Annotated in this window: 15 protein-coding genes and 2 rRNA genes; 7 read left to right on the forward strand and 10 right to left on the reverse strand. The window is 61.2% G+C overall.

The window, feature by feature from the left end; genetic code table 11:
* The 4 genes from VGF98_03655 to VGF98_03670 form a co-directional block, all read left to right on the forward strand.
* Positions 1–198 (forward strand): 23S ribosomal RNA (locus VGF98_03655); the annotation flags it as partial.
* A gap of 129 nt (positions 199–327) precedes the next feature.
* Positions 328–444: ribosomal RNA gene (rrf, locus tag VGF98_03660) — 5S ribosomal RNA — on the forward strand.
* 70 nt (positions 445–514) lie between these two features.
* A complete protein-coding gene (locus tag VGF98_03665) occupies positions 515–1516 on the forward strand; it encodes a tetratricopeptide repeat protein (protein ID HEY1680717.1) in 1002 nt (333 codons plus the stop codon).
* The gene (locus tag VGF98_03670) at positions 1517–2017 is read left to right on the forward strand and encodes a GNAT family protein (protein HEY1680718.1); all 501 of its coding nucleotides are present in this window, start codon (positions 1517–1519) and stop codon (positions 2015–2017) included.
* Here the strand turns inward: VGF98_03670 and VGF98_03675 are convergent.
* Positions 1977–2345 (reverse strand): enhanced serine sensitivity protein SseB C-terminal domain-containing protein, encoded by a 369-nt coding sequence (locus tag VGF98_03675; protein ID HEY1680719.1) that lies wholly within the window; start codon positions 2343–2345, stop codon positions 1977–1979. The genes VGF98_03670 and VGF98_03675 overlap by 41 nt on opposite strands.
* Positions 2346–2401: 56 nt before the next feature.
* Between VGF98_03675 and VGF98_03680 the strand changes: the two genes are divergently transcribed.
* Positions 2402–3028 (forward strand): class I SAM-dependent methyltransferase, encoded by a 627-nt coding sequence (locus VGF98_03680; GenBank protein ID HEY1680720.1) that lies wholly within the window; start codon positions 2402–2404, stop codon positions 3026–3028.
* Here the strand turns inward: VGF98_03680 and VGF98_03685 are convergent.
* The 8 genes from VGF98_03685 to pckA all read right to left on the reverse strand — a co-directional run bounded on the left by VGF98_03685 (position 3009) and on the right by pckA (position 11877).
* A complete protein-coding gene (locus VGF98_03685; GenBank protein ID HEY1680721.1) occupies positions 3009–4355 on the reverse strand; it encodes a tetratricopeptide repeat protein in 1347 nt (448 codons plus the stop codon). The two genes, VGF98_03680 and VGF98_03685, sit on opposite strands and share 20 nt — an antisense overlap.
* Position 4356: 1 nt before the next feature.
* Positions 4357–5460: a HoxN/HupN/NixA family nickel/cobalt transporter gene (locus tag VGF98_03690; protein HEY1680722.1), complete on the reverse strand. Its 1104-nt coding sequence runs from the start codon at positions 5458–5460 to the stop codon at positions 4357–4359.
* Positions 5441–6037, reverse strand: a complete 597-nt coding sequence (locus VGF98_03695) for a DUF4331 family protein (protein HEY1680723.1) — start codon at positions 6035–6037, stop codon at positions 5441–5443. The genes VGF98_03690 and VGF98_03695 overlap by 20 nt, the downstream gene beginning before the upstream one ends.
* Before the next feature lie 11 nt (positions 6038–6048).
* A complete protein-coding gene (locus tag VGF98_03700; protein ID HEY1680724.1) occupies positions 6049–6867 on the reverse strand; it encodes a DUF4331 family protein in 819 nt (272 codons plus the stop codon).
* On the reverse strand, positions 6864–8426 hold the full coding sequence (locus VGF98_03705) for a hypothetical protein (protein ID HEY1680725.1): 1563 nt from the start codon (positions 8424–8426) through the stop codon (positions 6864–6866). Before VGF98_03705 ends, VGF98_03700 begins: the two co-directional genes overlap by 4 nt.
* A gap of 127 nt (positions 8427–8553) precedes the next feature.
* Positions 8554–9729, reverse strand: a complete 1176-nt coding sequence (locus tag VGF98_03710) for a hypothetical protein (GenBank protein HEY1680726.1) — start codon at positions 9727–9729, stop codon at positions 8554–8556.
* A gap of 82 nt (positions 9730–9811) precedes the next feature.
* Positions 9812–10249 (reverse strand): hypothetical protein, encoded by a 438-nt coding sequence (locus tag VGF98_03715; protein HEY1680727.1) that lies wholly within the window; start codon positions 10247–10249, stop codon positions 9812–9814.
* Positions 10250–10311: 62 nt separating this feature from the next.
* The gene (pckA, locus tag VGF98_03720; GenBank protein HEY1680728.1) at positions 10312–11877 is read right to left on the reverse strand and encodes a phosphoenolpyruvate carboxykinase (ATP); all 1566 of its coding nucleotides are present in this window, start codon (positions 11875–11877) and stop codon (positions 10312–10314) included.
* Between the two features lie 75 nt (positions 11878–11952).
* Here pckA and VGF98_03725 point away from each other — a divergent pair, with 75 nt between their 5' ends.
* Positions 11953–13110, forward strand: coding sequence for a P1 family peptidase (locus VGF98_03725; protein HEY1680729.1), 1158 nt, complete (start codon positions 11953–11955; stop codon positions 13108–13110).
* A 14-nt stretch (positions 13111–13124) separates the two neighbouring features.
* The gene (locus tag VGF98_03730; GenBank protein ID HEY1680730.1) at positions 13125–14297 is read left to right on the forward strand and encodes a serine hydrolase domain-containing protein; all 1173 of its coding nucleotides are present in this window, start codon (positions 13125–13127) and stop codon (positions 14295–14297) included.
* Positions 14298–14304: 7 nt separating this feature from the next.
* On the opposite strand, the gene VGF98_03735 is transcribed toward VGF98_03730, so the two are convergent.
* Positions 14305–15099: a hypothetical protein gene (locus tag VGF98_03735; GenBank protein ID HEY1680731.1), complete on the reverse strand. Its 795-nt coding sequence runs from the start codon at positions 15097–15099 to the stop codon at positions 14305–14307.
* Positions 15100–15133: the final 34 nt, after the last annotated feature.

Consider the following 15133-nt stretch of genomic DNA (forward strand, 5'->3'; position numbering starts at 1 on the left):
CGCCAGGAGCATAGCCGGGTAGCTACGTTCGGATCAGATAAACGCTGAAAGCATATAAGCGTGAAACTGACTCCAAGATGAGATCTCAATCCCGTAAGGGTGAAGAGTCGTGGTAGACCACCACGTTGATAGGCCGGGGGTAGAAGCATCGCAAGGTGTGGAGCTGACCGGTACTAATCGCTCGGAAATTTTGACTTAACTCAAAATTATACGCAACGCACTGTGAAGTGGCACTGGAAGTTCTTCTCTATACAGCTTTTGAGGAAGCAAAATTTCCCGACGCGATCGGCTGGAGCTCCGGCTCGCCATCGCTTCGGGGATCAAGTTTCTGGCGTCCATAGCGGCGGGGTCCCACCCGTTCCCATCCCGAACACGGCAGTTAAGCCCGCCAGCGCCAATGATAGTCGGACCGCAGGGTCCCTCGAAAGTAGGTCGACGCCGGATTATCAGTAGAAGAGCCCGCCGAACACACGGCGGGCTCTTTCTGTATGCGGCGAAAGGATGGGCCGTGCGAATGCGATTGCTTCAGTCGATCACGGCGCGAGCTTTACTCGTCGCCGCTTTCAGTCTTGCGTGCGGGTTGAGTGCGACGGCCGGCGCCCGTGCGCAGAGTGCACAAGATGGCGGGCAGGGGACGTCCGACGTCGTGAGCATGGATCTGCTGCAGGCCGAGAAGCTCACCCAGGCCGGCAACAATAAAGAAGCGCTCGAGCTGCTCGATCGCTACATCAGCGCTCATCCGAACGTGGCCCGAGCGCTCGTCGATCGCGGCGATGTCTACCAGAACAGCGGTGACCAGGCTAAAGCCATCGCCGACTATACCGCCGCCATTGGGGTGAACCCGGACTATGCCTATGCCTACGCTTCTCGATGCGAGTCCCGCTGGGATATCGACCAGTCGAAGGAGGCGTTAGCTGATTGTAGCCGCGCGATCGAACTCAATCCGAATTACGGCTACGCATTGCGCCAACGCGCCTTAGTCGAGCTCGACCTCGACGATTCCGCCTCCGCCGCTCGCGATATCGATCGCGCGATCGATATCGATCCCAACTCCGCCTCGAATTTGTCGGCACGCTGCCGGGTCCGGCTGGCACAATTGCAGCCGGCGATGGCGCTTACCGATTGCAGCGCGGCCATCACGCTGGACGGCGACTGGCCGACGCCGCGCTTCTACCGCGGACGCGCCGAGATCCAACTCGAACAGTGGACGGCGGCCGAAGCCGACTTCACGAAATATCTCGAGCTCGAGCCGAGTGGCGACAACGCGCGGTATTGGCGCGCGACCGCACGCTTTCGCCTGCAGCAGTATGCCGGGGCGCTCATCGACGTCAACGGTTACTTGAAGGCGCATCCTGACGATGGCGACGGCTATTTGCTCTTAGCGAACATTCAACTCGGTCAGGGTCAGCGCGACGCCGCTCGCGAGGCGGCTAATAACGCTCTGCGACACTACCGCATCGAAAACGACGATAGCGGCGCGGCGCGCGCCCAAACGTTTCTCGACTCGCTACAATAAATGGGCACGTCGCAAAATGCGCCGCACGTGCGGCTCGTGCCGGTAACGGAAGCCGCATTCCGTTGGATGCTCGGACGGGGCGATCCGGTCGACGAACTGCAATTGCCCCAAGGCGGTGTCGACGAACCGGAAATTATCGAGCACGTCCGGCGTCTATCCGAACGTCAAGGCTACGCTGGTTCCTGGATGATCGTCGCCGGCAGCGAAGTCGTCGGCTTATGCGGCTATCACGGGCCGCCGGTCGCTGGAATCGTCGAGATCGGCTACAACGTCGCGCCCGCTCGGCGCAACCGTGGATTCGCGACGCACGGGGTTGCTGCGATCGTCCGTTCCGCAGAAGAAGACGATGCGATCCATACGATCGTTGCCGAAACGCTCGCCGGTAACATCGCCTCGCAGCGCGCGCTCGAGCGAAATGCATTCGTTCGCGTCAGCGAACGCCCGACCGCCGGCGAAGCGGTTATCCGGTGGTCTCGAAACGTACTACGTAAAACGGCTTAAATTCGAGCTGTTCGACCGAATCCTCGTCGAGCGGGATAATATCGAGATGTTGACCGCCGCCGCCGAACATCGTCCGAAAGGCCAAACCGGTTTCCGAGATTACTTGCTCGTCGACGTCGGGACCGACGAAGCGCAGGCCTAAGGCGACCGATTCGTCACCTTGTCCGGAATACCGCACGCGCATAAGGTACGCTTCGGCTACCGTAGGATGCAGCCTAAAAATTCCCGATATAGAGCGCTTAAACTCGCGTTCGGTTTCGCCGTTAGGCTGTTCGCCTAACACCTCGATTGCCGTAACTTCCATCGCTTCGATCGGCACGCCGTCCATACCACAGTACTTCGACCGTCATCGAAGAATCGTTCTATTATGGAGAAAGAATTGATATGACGGATCGTGCTCCGACCAGCCACGAACGCATGTCCGGAGTGTCCTGGGACAGCTCGTATATCGGCGACCTAGCGCCGTGGGACATCGCGGGGGCACAACCGGCGATCGCTCGCCTCGTAGCCCGGCACGCCTTTGCCGGTCCTGTGCTCGACGCGGGCTGCGGCGTCGGCGACAATTCGCTGGCAATCGCCGAAACCGGTGCCGCGGTTGTGGGCTTCGACGTAGCAGAAACCGCGCTGCAGATGGCGCGCGCGAAGGCGGCGCAACGCGGGCTCGACGTCGAATTTATTGCCGCCGACGCGCTAGCGCTCGAGCGGCTCGGCAGAACCTTCGAAACCGTCGTGGATTCAGGACTCTTTCACACGTTCGACGCCGACGAACGGCGACGATACGTACGCAGTCTTGCCGTCGTCACGCAGGCGGGCGCGATGCTCTTCGTGTTAGCCTTCGCCGACGAAGGCGACGAACGTGGTCCAAACCCGATCTCGCGCGAGGATATTGCGTCCGCGTTCGATCGCGAATCCGGCTGGAACGTGATCGCGATCGAACCCGAGCGCGTGATGACCCGGTTTCACGGCGACGCCGGCGTAGCGGGTTGGCTGATTACTGCCGAGCGGCGCTAAGCAACGCCCGCGCCTGCGGCGCTTCGAACGGATCGAACTGCGGATTGAGCGCCAACGCTTCGCGAATGCGACGCGTACCCTCCGCTACCGCGCCCGTGTGCAGCGCAATAACGCCGGCATGGAATTCAACGTCGGAATCTTGCGTGTTCATCCGCGTCGCCCGTTGCGCGAAACGGCGCGCTTCGTGCCAACGGCCCATTCGTGCTAGGGTCCAGGCCATCGTGTCGTCGGCGTAGATCTCGTCGCCGCGCTTGCGGTAATCGCTCGTCGCCGCCTGCAATGCGGTATCGAGATGTACGCCGCGTTGGGCGTAATAGTTGGCCAGCAGCCGATCGTTGATGCCTTGCGAATCGAACAAACGCTTCTCGGCGTCGATCAATTCGTCGGTCGACCGTGCCTGCGCGCCGAGACCTAACGCGCGCTGTGCATCGGCTTCGTAGCCCAACGCCTGCGGCAGCGGATAGAGATCGGCACTGTGGGTCGCCGCCGTTAGCGCTTCTTGCCAACGGCCTTGCGCGCGAAACATCTTGGCCTCAAACATCAGCGCCATCGAATTGTCGGGAAATAATTGCAGCGCCGTGGCGAATTCGGTTTCCGCGTTGCGCGCATCGCCGTCTTCGAACGCGAGCTGTGCCGCACGCATGTGAAACCACGAACGGTCGTACGCCGGATTCTCTGAGATCGAATCGGTGGTCGCGATCGCGCGCGAGATATACCCGCGAGCTTCCTCCAGCCGGCCGGTCAGTTCGTCAAAGCGTGCACGAACCGCATCGACCGTCGGATCCTCCTGATGGGCATCGTCGACGATCGGTGCCAACTCCGACCGCGCCTCGCCGTACCGCCCGAGTTCCATCAACACCGACGCCACTTGCGCGCGCGAGTTTCGATTGAAGGGCTCACCGGCTAACGCCGCGCGTTCGTTCACCAGGGCATTCGGAAAATCGTGGTTCGCCAGCTGCGTCGAGCCGAGCGCCATGTGCGCCGCGGTATTACCCTGCGGTTGCAGTACCAGCGAGCGGCGTGCCGCGGCGGCCGCGCGCGCGATGTCGGTAAGATCGTAGCGTTCGCGGAAGCGCTGCATGTATTGCGCCGACAGCATTCGCAGCGTAATCTGATCGGCCGGATCGACCTTCGACTGTTGTTCGAGAAACGCGACCATCGCATCGCGCTGGAGATAATCGCGTTTCACCGGCGCGACGTAGGGTCCCGGCGTTTGCACGCTGTGGTCGAGTATCATCGGTGCGAAGCCGATGCCGACCGCCGCTACGGTCGCAATTATGAACGACGGGACCAAGCGGCGAATATCGGGACGCTTGAGAACGTCCACGTTATGAGGTCGCCGAAGGAGTGGTCGCGTTCATCGGGGCGTCGAATTCGTCGTATCGTTGCAAGCGGTATACGGCGATCGAAATAATCCAGCTAGCGATGAACACGCCGATGATGATAAAGCCTAACTCGCCCCAGTTGTCGTTGACGCGTCCGACGGCGTTCCAGAAGCCGCCGGTAAGATTGAAGCGGTCGGCCACGATGCCGGCGAGCTCTACGCAGCCGACGGCGACCGCGACCAGCACCGAGACCATCGTGATGACCATGTTGTAGTACAGCTTGCGCATCGGTTTGACGAACGCCCAACCGTACGCGCCCAGCATCAAAATGCCGTCGGTGGTATCGAGCAGCGACATTCCGGCGGTGAATAGGAGCGGAAAGATCAAAATATCGTAGACCGGCAAACCTTTGGATGCTTCGACGGCGGCGATTCCCAACAGCGCAACTTCGGTTGCGGTATCGAATCCCAGCCCGAAGAGCACTCCGACCGGGTACATCTTCCAGCTGCGATCGACCAGCTTCACGAAGGAGCCGAAGAAGCGGCCCATCAGGCCGCGCTTGGCAAGCGCATCGTCGACGCCGTCGTTCCAGTCATCCGCACCGCGTGTGAGGCGGCGGAAGGCACGCACGATATCGATCAACACGACGGTGTTGATGGCCGCCACGATCAGCAGAAAGGCCGCGGATACGCATGCCCCGACCACGGCGCCGGTACTCTCGAGCGCGGGCATCGCGTGACGCACGAAGGCCGCACCGCATGCGACCGCGATCGACAGCGCGACGACGATCGTCGAGTGGCCGAGGGAAAAATATAGACCCACGCCGACCGGGCGCTGGCCGTCCTGCATCATCTTGCGCGTGACGTTATCGATGGCCGAAATGTGATCGGCGTCGACCGCGTGGCGCAGGCCGAAGGTGTACGCTAACAAAGCGGTTCCGAGCAGCAGTGGATGTTTGCCGAAGGCCACAAAAGCCAGCACCCAAGCGCCGATGTTGAGCGCTATGAGAAAAGCATAGACCGCATAGATCTTCGGCAACGGGAAAACGGAGGCCGCAGCAGCGGCCTCCGCACCGATCGCGAGCCCGTTAGAGCGGCGATTGAACATACGGGAACGTCGAGGTGTTGTTCTTATCGTATGCTACGTTGTCCGTGGTGAGACACGGCGCTTCTTTGTGATCGTCGGGGATCAGGCCGAGCGCCGAGAGGGTGTTGCCGAACAGCGCGCCGAGCGAGATGTCGACGACATCGTCGTCGAGCGCACGGCCGCCGAACTTACTGCCGGTCGCGCCACCGGTCTCGTATCCCAGATACGATGCCGTCGTCACGTTTTGCGACAGGTCGACTTTCAGGACGTTCGGATAGAGAACCGCTTGCAGCGTCTGCGAGGTTTTCTTGCTGCGGAATGCCTCGCTGAACGACAAGATCATGCCTTGCAGCGTCGGATCTGCGTACGGTTCGACGCGATTGGTCGTGTCGTGGTCGGCGAAGGCTTCGAAGACTTCCTTCACCGCGGGACGCGACAGCAGTTCGATCTGTTGATACGAGTTGGTTCCGGGAGGCGGGCTGTTTCCGCCGCTGTTGCCATTGCCGGGCGTGAACCCGACCGAGTTCGAGGTGCAGCCGCCGATAACGGCTCCGGCGAGCGCCACGGCGGCGAGCCCAAATGCGTAACGTTTAGTCATGTTCGTCCTTCCTATTGGGCTTTGCCGTCGGGAGTCGCCGTGGTCGCCCACAGACCGATCACGCCGGGTTGGCTTCCGCTCGCAAGCATCGTTTTCGGGACTTCGATGACGATCGAAAGCAGGTCGTAAGGTTTGAGCAAGTCCTTCGGTTGCGCGATAACGCAGCCGTTGGATCCGGCGGTGCCGAAGCTAACGCCGTTGAGGATGATCGGTTGCGATTTTTTTGCGAACCGGAACGACGTCGCGGTGGGCGGCGGCGGGCTGGGTTGGTTCGCGTAATCGCGATCGGGGATGATCTTGAAGAACTGCGCTAAGTCAAAGAAGAACGGGTCGCGACGCGGGCCTGCGAACACTTTGATCTGGCCGCCGTCGATGTTCGAGACTTTGTTGAACGCAAACTGACCGGTCTTCGCGACGAGCGTGTTGGTCGTTCCGACTTCGTTGGGGACGGCCGGACCGTACACGGTAATCTTTTGACCGGTGCCGCTCGAGTTGGCGCGGAACTGAATCACCAAGTTCTCGTTGAACTTGTTGCTGGAAACGCCGGCGTTGGCAATCTTGAACTGATAGAGAACGTTCGGATCGAGTGCGATGTTGCCGTACATACCGCCCGGGATGAGCGGACGGATGTCCATTGCCAATGCAACTTTGCTTGCGTCTTTCGGATCCGGAAACGCGAACACGTCGGTGATGTCGGCCAACGGATTGCTGACGACGGTCGGCGAGTCCTGATGGTCCGACGCGCGTACCGCGCGTCCCGCATAGAGCGAGATCGCGAACGCGAGCAGCAACATTGCTGCTAGTGGGACGAGCTGACGTATCAGCTTCATAGTAAGCTCCTTGTTGGAACCGGCATCGCCGCATGTACTTTTGCGTGCCGGAAGCGGGGAACGAGGGCGTATGCGGCGATTGCCGCGAGAGTGAGCGCCACGATGACGCCCGTTGAGACCGACGCGCCGCGATCGGCGAGCCCTTGCGCGAGCATCGTCGCGCCGATGACCGAGATAACCGTGGCCGTGACGAGCGGTGCGAACCGCGCGACGGTCGCGAATCCCGAACGACGTTGTAGCCAGGCAGCGCCGTTCACGACGGCGATACCGAGGCCGGTCAACACGGCGGCCAATCCTAAGCTGAAGATGACGATCAACAGCAAGCCGTAGCCGACGCGATGCAAATGCAACGCGGTCAGCAGCACGACGATGGCGGCCGGACAGGGCGCGATCCCGCCGCTCATTGCAGCGACCACCGCGCTCGGAAAATGTAAGGGCGCTTTGCCTGGAATCGCATGCGAATGGCCGTGCTCGTGGTCGTGCGAATGCTCGTGATCGTGCGGGTGATCGTGACCGTGCTCGTGAGCGTGATGATCGTGCGAGTGATGCGCGCGATCGTGTTGGCTCTGGTCCTGCACCCGTTTCAAGGCGTTGCCTAGCGCACGCGCGCCGATCAGTGCAACGGCGAGACCCGAGATCAGCGTGATCCACGTAAACAGGCTTTCGCTGGCGAAGCCGGCAGCGAAAAACAACACGAAGCCGAGGAGCAGTACTGCGACGGTGTGCGCGAACGTCAGCGCCGCCGCCAGGATCGCCGCCTGCTTAAAGGTCGCTCGAGCACCGACGAGTGTGAACGCGAGCAACGCTTTGCCGTGTCCCGGCTCGAGCGCGTGCAACGCACCCAAACCGAACGCGGCTAAAATGGTAATCAGCACGAGCAACGGCGTCTGGCGATCGCGGGCGAACAGATCCGAAAGCGCGGTCGGTGCCACGAAGGATGCGACGCTCCAGGTCTGTTGCGCGTCGCCCTGAACCGACAGATGCGCGATCGCGCCCGAAGCCGACAGGTCGAAGCTCGCGCGGTCGTTGTGGCGCGGCGAGCCGATCAGCGCGCTCGGATAATGCCGTAACTCATCGGTTGGTTCCGGAGCGCCCGCGAGAACGATGTCTTTCCAGCCGATTCGCCGATCGCCGTACACCGAGTCCGCGATCGTGATGTGCGCCGGCACTTGCGCGAGCGTCGCGACATAATCGCCGCTCCAGTACAGCGTCGGCAATCGGCCGGCACCCGGACGTGTGCTATCCTGCGAGCGCTCTAGACGTAAAACAACGGGCGAAGCGCCGTCCGAAACCGCGAGCGACGTCGCGACGCGCAGCGCTTCTGAGGTGGACCACGCTGCTCGAGCGGAGCGGGTCCAGTCGCCGGCGCCGTGCATGATCTGAAAGCTCGGAATTTCGGCGATGTCGAGCACGTAGTGAACTCGCAGTTGCGTACCATCGACCCGAACCACCGCAAGATGGTTGATCGTAAAATTGCCGAGCGGATGCGCGATTGCGCCTCCGGCGCTCGCCATCCACAACACCGCGGCTAACGCCGTCATCCAACCTGCTCGAATCATTCGCCAAGCCTTCCCATCGTGGTGGTCTGGCTATTAAGACGTACGTCGAGGCCGCTTGGATTGACCCTAGTTAGAAAAGATTGTGGGTGTCCGAGAGATCACCCACAACCAAGTAGCCTAATGGAACTTATTTGTTGGGTCGCACCCGATAGATGACGCCTGCGTCGTCATCCGCGACGAACAGGCTGCCTTCTTTGCCGATCGCCAGTCCGGTCGGACGGCCGATGCGCTGCGTTCCGTTCTGGAATCCACCGACGAACGTGCGCCACTGCGCGCTCGAGTTTTCCCAATCGACCGGGATGGCCGGCTGGTCGCCGTGCATCGCAAAGAAGGCGACTTGCGGTGCCGCGGCATACCCTCCGCCGGTTGTATGCCACGAGCCGTGGGCCGCAGCGAACAACGCGCCGCGAAATTTCGCTGGGAACGAATATCGTCCGGCCGAGCTAGTTGGGTAAAAGATCGCGCCTATAATGGTGGAGTATGCCGGAAGCTCCGCCAGCGGCGCGACGGTCGAGTTGCAGCTTATTGCCGAACTCGAATATCGGACGTGATCCTCTTCGCAAACCGGCCATCCGTAGTCGGCGACCGGCGGATGCGACGTGACGTCGTCGAGAAATTCGAACGGATGGCCGAACGGCAAACTGTCCTGTCCAGCGTCGCCGACCCAAAGCGCGTTGCCGGGTGAAATCGTCATCGCAATGGCATTCCTGATGCGGGTAGCGATCTTGTGGAGTGCGCCCCTGCCGCCGGGAAGCGTTAAGATGGATGCTCGCGTCGGGTCGACCTCGACGCACGCGTTACACGACGAACCGACGCCGATATAGAGCATGTTCGAGGCGTCCGAAAACGCGACCGACGTCGTTTTGTGAACGTCGCCGTCGCTGTGCGGCGCGACCGGTCCCGTGCGAACCTTGGCGATGCTGTTCAACGCACCGGCGCGGCGCCGCCCCGGAACGTAGCGTGTCGCCCAAACGTGCTCGTTCGTGGCGATATAGATCTCTTTATGCCGCGCCGAGAAGGCAACGCCCGACGCTAGCTCGTCGTTGGCCGTCGCGAATACGCGGGGCGTTCCCGGCGTCGTGCCTTCCGCGTTCGGCAGCACGTACACATCGCTCGAGCTCGTGCCGACGATCAAATCTCCGTCGGGAAGTGCGACGAGTTCGCGCGGACCCGAGATCTGCGCGACGACATCGATTCGAAAACCGGATGGAACGGTCGGCAGAGCGGCGTCTGCCCGTACGGGCACGACGGTGGCGATGCACGCACATGCCGCAACGGCGGCAACGTATTTAAGAAGCAGCATACCGCTACGTTACCCAAAAGCAAACTGCGCCCCGCATACAGCGAGACGCAGCTTCTGAGGATTGCCTAGAAAAGGGAGTTGGTTAGAGCGGGGGTTGCTGTTGCGGAGGCGGGCCTTGCTGGTATTGACCCTGCGGGTTTTGCATCTGCGGGTTCTGGCCTTGCGCGGCTTCCCGCTGTTGGTGCATGGCTTTCTTTTCAGCGCGCAGCTGATTCATCTGATCGGGCGTTAGGATCGAATAGATCTGATCGCGCAGCGCGTGATTCGCCTGCGGGTCTTTCGGGCTGCCGGCCGGATGCTGCGACGCAAACTGATTCAGATAGTTTTGGGCTTGCTGCATCTGTTGCTGCGATAGATTCAGGCCGGAAAGGCGCTTCATCCAATGTTTGTATTGCTTGGAACCGGCCGACTGCTGTTGGCCTTGCACCGGGGCTGGTTGCTGTTGCGGGTAGACTTGCGCCGATGCCCCAATCGGCAGGGCAAGGGCCGCAAGGAGGGCGGCCAAACTAGCGATCTTCATGGGCTTATGATACGGTCGGTCGCCGGGAGGTGCCTGAACGCCGGATTAAGAGTTGCAGGAGCCTACGGGCGAATGGCGACAGCCTTGACCGCCTCCGAAGCGTGCGCCTCGAAGCGCTTGAAATTGTCGAAGAAGAGCGTCGCTAGCTTCATTGCCTGAGCATCATAGGCGGCCGGATCGCTCCACGCGCCGCGCGGGTCGAGCACCTCGTCCGGCACGCCCGGGACGTGCTTCGGAATACGCAGACCAAAGAACGGTTCGGTAACGAAATCGCGCTCGATTCGGCCCTCGATCGCGGCATTCACCATCGCGCGGGTATGGGCGATGGCCATGCGCTTTCCGACGCCGTACGGTCCGCCCGTCCAGCCGGTATTCACCAGCCAGCATTCGACCGCGTGCTCGTCTATTTTTTTACCGAGTAAACGCGCGTACGTCGTCGGATGGTGCACCATGAACGGCGCGCCGAAACACGTCGAGAACGTCGCTTGCGGTTCGGTGACGCCGCGTTCGGTGCCGGCCACTTTGGCGGTGTAGCCGGATAAGAAGTGATACATCGCTTGTTCGCGCGACAGCTTGGCGATCGGCGGCAACACGCCGAACGCGTCGGCGGTCAACATAATAATCGTCTTAGGATGGCCGCCGCGGCTGCCGGGCACGATGTTCGGAATGAAGCTGAGCGGATATGCCGCGCGTGTATTTTCGGTCTTAGCATCCGAATCGACGTCGAGTTTGCGCGTCTCGTCGTCGTACGCAACGTTTTCGAGCACCGTCGAAAAGCGATTGGTGGCGGCCCAAATCTCGGGCTCGGCGGTCGGCGAAAGTTTGATCACCTTCGCATAGCAGCCGCCTTCAAAGTTGAACACGCCGTCGTTCGACCAGCCGTGCTCGTCGTCGCCGATGAGCGGGCGGTGCGAATCCGACGACAGCGTCGTCTTACCGGTGCCCGACAAGCCGAAGAAGATCGCGACGTCGCCGTCCTTGCCCACATTGGCCGAGCAATGCATCGGCAGCGTCTCGCGCAACGGCAACAGGTAGTTCATGACGGTGAAGATCGACTTCTTGATCTCGCCGGCATAGCGCGTGCCGCCGATCAACACGATACGCATGGCGAAGTTGACCATCACGAAGGTCGAAGACCGCGTGCTGTCGCGTTGCGGATCGGCCGAAAACAGCGCCGCGTCGACCACCGTGAACTCGGGCGCGAAGTTCGGATCGCGCTCTTCGGGTGTGATAAACAGATGGTGCGCAAACAGGCTCTGCCACGCGAACTCGCTGTACACGCGGATCGGCAGGCGGTAGGCCGGATCGGCACCGACGTAACAGTCCAAGGCATACGCTTCGCGTTCGCTCAGGTAGGCCGAAACGCGGTCGAAGAGTGCGTCGAACACGCCCTCCTCGATTTCCTGATTGGTCTCACCCCAGTCGATGTGCTCTTGGCTGGACGGCTCGCGAACGAAGAATTTATCCTTGGGCGAACGTCCGGTGTGCGGTCGCGTATCGACGATCAACTGCCCGTCGCGCCCGACCACGCCCTCGCCTCGACGGACGGCGTGCTCGACGAGTTCGGGGACCGAAAGGTTCTCCCACAGCTCGGCGGCCTTGATCGGTTTTGCAACGGTTACGGACATCGTAACCCGACATTTTCCCGCGTTCGTTCGCGCGAGCCTGCAGGCGCCGAATGGGTGGAATTGAAACGTCGGCGCATGTCGAAAGCCCGTTATGTGCTTGGTGTACTTCTCATGGTGACGGCAATTCTACCGTCGCCTGCAGTCGCCGCGCTGCCGTTCCATTTCGGTTTGTATCCGCCCGGGCCGTTGGACGGCATCACCGACGTTTCCGGAGTGCGCGTTGGCCATCTGACCAAAATCGAAGGTACGGCAATCCGCACGGGGGCGACGGCCGTGCTGCCCAACGACGACCCCTGGGATCGCAAGGTCGCAGCGGCGTTCTTCGCCTTCAACGGCAACGGCGAGATGACGGGCACTCACTGGATCGAGGAGGCCGGCTATCTCGAGGAGCCGGTCGTCCTGACCGACACGCTCGACGTCGGGCGGGCGGCCGACGGCGTGGTCAGTTGGATGATCGAGCACCATCCGGCCGTGGGCAGAGGCGACGACGTCCCCCTCCCGGTGGTGGCCGAATGCGACGACGGGCTGCTCAACGATATCCAGGCTCGCGCGGTCACGCCGGACGACGTGGTGACCCTCCTCGATGGCGCCAAGCCTGGCCAGTTTGCCCGCGGCACGATTGGGGCCGGCACCGGGATGAACGCCTTCGGGTTCAAAGCCGGCATCGGGTCGTCGTCGCGCGTGTTGCCGCAAACGCTCGGCGGCTACACCGTCGGCGTCTTGGTCAACGACAACACCGGCAGCGACCGCCGCCTCCTCAACGTCCTGGGAGTTCCGGTTGGCGCACGTCTGCGCGACGAACTCAAGCCGCTCATCCCACACAACGTGTCGCTACGCGGCCGGATGGGCAGCGGCAGCATCATCATCGTGATCGCGACGGACGCACCGCTCGACAGCCGCCAACTGCGCGCGCTGACGTTGCGCGCCGCCATGGGCATGGGTCGCGTCGGGCTAACGTCCTATCTCGGCAGCGGCGATCTGATCGTGGCGTTCTCGACGTCGCACGTATTTAATCGCACGGCAGACTTCACGGTCTCTTCGCCAACTACCGCGATTCTAGAAGATGAAGACACCCTCAATGGTATTTACGGTGCGACCGTCGAGGCAACCCAGGGTGCGATTTACGATGCGCTCTTCGAAGCGCACACGTTGACCGGCCGCAATGGGGCGACCGTCTATGCGATGCCGGTCGACCGGGTGATGCAAATGCTCCGCTTAGCCGGCGCGATCTAGGAACCGGGAGGCCCGTGCGTTTGGTTTTTCGCCGTTTGGCACGCTGGATGCCGGTCCTTGCGATCGCGGTCATCGCAGCTTGCAGCAGCACCTCCATAACGCCGGCACCCGCTCCCGGCTCGTCGTTCCCGCCCGGCACCGTCGCGCGGATAAACGCTGCGGTGCAGACGTGGTTTGCTACGTATAACGCGCCCGGTGCGATCGTAGGGATCTATCTGCCCAAGCAAGGCACCTACGAGTCGGCGCAGGGTGTGGCGGACCCGAAGACCGGTAAGCCGATGCAACTGAACGACCACGTGCGCATCGGTAGCGTGACGAAAACGTTTACGATTACCGTCTTACTACAACTGGTTCAAAAGAGAATCGTGGCGCTGGACGATCCCGTCAGCAAATACGTCTCGTTCGTGCCGAACGGCAATTCGATAACGCTCCGTATGCTGGCCAACATGACCGCCGGGCTCTACAACTATGCCGCCGAAGAAGAGTTCGCGCGCGAGCTGTTCGACCATCCGTTTCGGACGTATACTCCGCGGCAAACCCTCAACGTGGCGTTTTCACACCCGCCGGATTTTGCGCCCGGTACGGCTTGGAACTACAGCAATAGCAACACCGTGCTCCTCGGCGTTATCCTCCAAAAAGTCACCGGAAAAACGATGGGTCAGTTATATGCGGAGTATTCGTTCGCGCCGCTCGGGTTAACGAATACCGCATGGCCCTCGACATCTTCGAAATTGCCCGAGCCCTACGCACGCGGCACGACCGTCAATCCGTTCACGGAAAAGAAATCCGACGCGACCAACTGGAATCCAAGTTGGGCCTTTACCGCCGGCGAGATGATATCGACACTGCAAGACCTCAAGATTTGGGCCAAGGCATGTGCGACCGGGGCGCAACTATCGCCCGCATTGCAACGGCAACGCCTCACCTGGGTGACGTTTCCGCCGCTGAAGCCGGGCAATACGTACGGCCTCGGTATCATCGACAAGACTGGATGGATCGGCCACGAGGGTTCGATTCCGGGATACACGACGATGTCGTACTATCTACCGGGTGAGGATGCGACGATGATCGTGTTAGTTAACACCGATATAAAGACGGATGGCAAGAGCCCGGCGTTTGCGCTGTTCCGCGCGCTCGCTGAAATCGTTACCCCTCATAACGTACCGCTCTGGCGCGACGGGGTGTGAGGTTCGATTACGGCCCGAAAGGCGGAGCTGGTGATGGCGGCGCGCTCGGACTCGGAGATTGAATCATCTGTTGCAATTGACCGGGATCGATATAGATCGTATCGTTACCGCTGGTCGGTTGCGTGTCGCCGCTGGTATTGAAATAGAAATCGCGCTTCGCGTTTCCGTCGCTGCATGAAGCGCTGACGATCGTGTACGCCAGTGGATTTTGGGAGTCGGCTTGGAACCGCGATGCCGTCTGGATCCAGTGGCCGTTCGTGCCGCACGTCGTTTTCGCTAAAAAGACTCCGATCCACGTAGAAGTAAAAAATACGTGCGAAGGGCGTATCCAGATCGCCTGCTCGAGCGACGTTCCATCGCCGCCGGTGGCTGCCGGACCCGCCGAAAACGTCGCGAGAAATGTGGGTGAGGCAACCAACTGTATAAAGCTCAGCGCATTGGCGCGAAACTCGTAGACCCAGGCATACGGTAGCGAGGTATACCAAAGGTCGAGGGAACCGTCGTCGGAATTCGTCGCCTCGCGCGCTGTGCTCCCAAGTTTTGCCCGAACTTGATCGGGTCTTTCGCCGAAGGCGATTCCATTCGGATCGACGTATTTCAAGCTGTTGAATCGGTTCAACAGCGTCAACGATTGGACCACATTGTTCTTGACGATGATATCGAGATACGTCCCGCCGCCATGCGTTAGATACCGCCAAATAACGGTCTCGCCGGTTCTTTCAATTTTGATCGGATCGCCGAGAGACGCACGTAGCGAGGCTATCGGCGCGCCTATAGCGACCCCTTCGAACGTGCCGGTCAAAGACAGGCGCTGCGTAGGCAGCGACGTCTGGGCC

This window comes from Candidatus Tumulicola sp. (assembly GCA_036490475.1).
GTDB lineage: Bacteria > Vulcanimicrobiota > Vulcanimicrobiia > Vulcanimicrobiales > Vulcanimicrobiaceae > Tumulicola.

Bases quoted from the DNA above. Each gene is read 5' to 3' on its own strand.
- VGF98_03665 (HEY1680717.1), top strand. From the start codon at position 515: ATGCGATTGCTTCAGTCGATCACGGCGCGAGCTTTACTCGTCGCCGCT.
- VGF98_03670 (HEY1680718.1), top strand. From the start codon at position 1,517: ATGGGCACGTCGCAAAATGCGCCGCACGTGCGGCTCGTGCCGGTAACG.
- VGF98_03675 (HEY1680719.1), bottom strand. From the start codon at position 2,345: ATGGACGGCGTGCCGATCGAAGCGATGGAAGTTACGGCAATCGAGGTG.
- VGF98_03680 (HEY1680720.1), top strand. From the start codon at position 2,402: ATGACGGATCGTGCTCCGACCAGCCACGAACGCATGTCCGGAGTGTCC.
- VGF98_03690 (HEY1680722.1), bottom strand. From the start codon at position 5,460: ATGTTCAATCGCCGCTCTAACGGGCTCGCGATCGGTGCGGAGGCCGCT.
- VGF98_03695 (HEY1680723.1), bottom strand. From the start codon at position 6,037: ATGACTAAACGTTACGCATTTGGGCTCGCCGCCGTGGCGCTCGCCGGA.
- VGF98_03700 (HEY1680724.1), bottom strand. From the start codon at position 6,867: ATGAAGCTGATACGTCAGCTCGTCCCACTAGCAGCAATGTTGCTGCTC.
- VGF98_03705 (HEY1680725.1), bottom strand. From the start codon at position 8,426: ATGATTCGAGCAGGTTGGATGACGGCGTTAGCCGCGGTGTTGTGGATG.
- VGF98_03710 (HEY1680726.1), bottom strand. From the start codon at position 9,729: ATGCTGCTTCTTAAATACGTTGCCGCCGTTGCGGCATGTGCGTGCATC.
- VGF98_03715 (HEY1680727.1), bottom strand. From the start codon at position 10,249: ATGAAGATCGCTAGTTTGGCCGCCCTCCTTGCGGCCCTTGCCCTGCCG.
- pckA (HEY1680728.1), bottom strand. From the start codon at position 11,877: ATGTCCGTAACCGTTGCAAAACCGATCAAGGCCGCCGAGCTGTGGGAG.
- VGF98_03725 (HEY1680729.1), top strand. From the start codon at position 11,953: ATGTCGAAAGCCCGTTATGTGCTTGGTGTACTTCTCATGGTGACGGCA.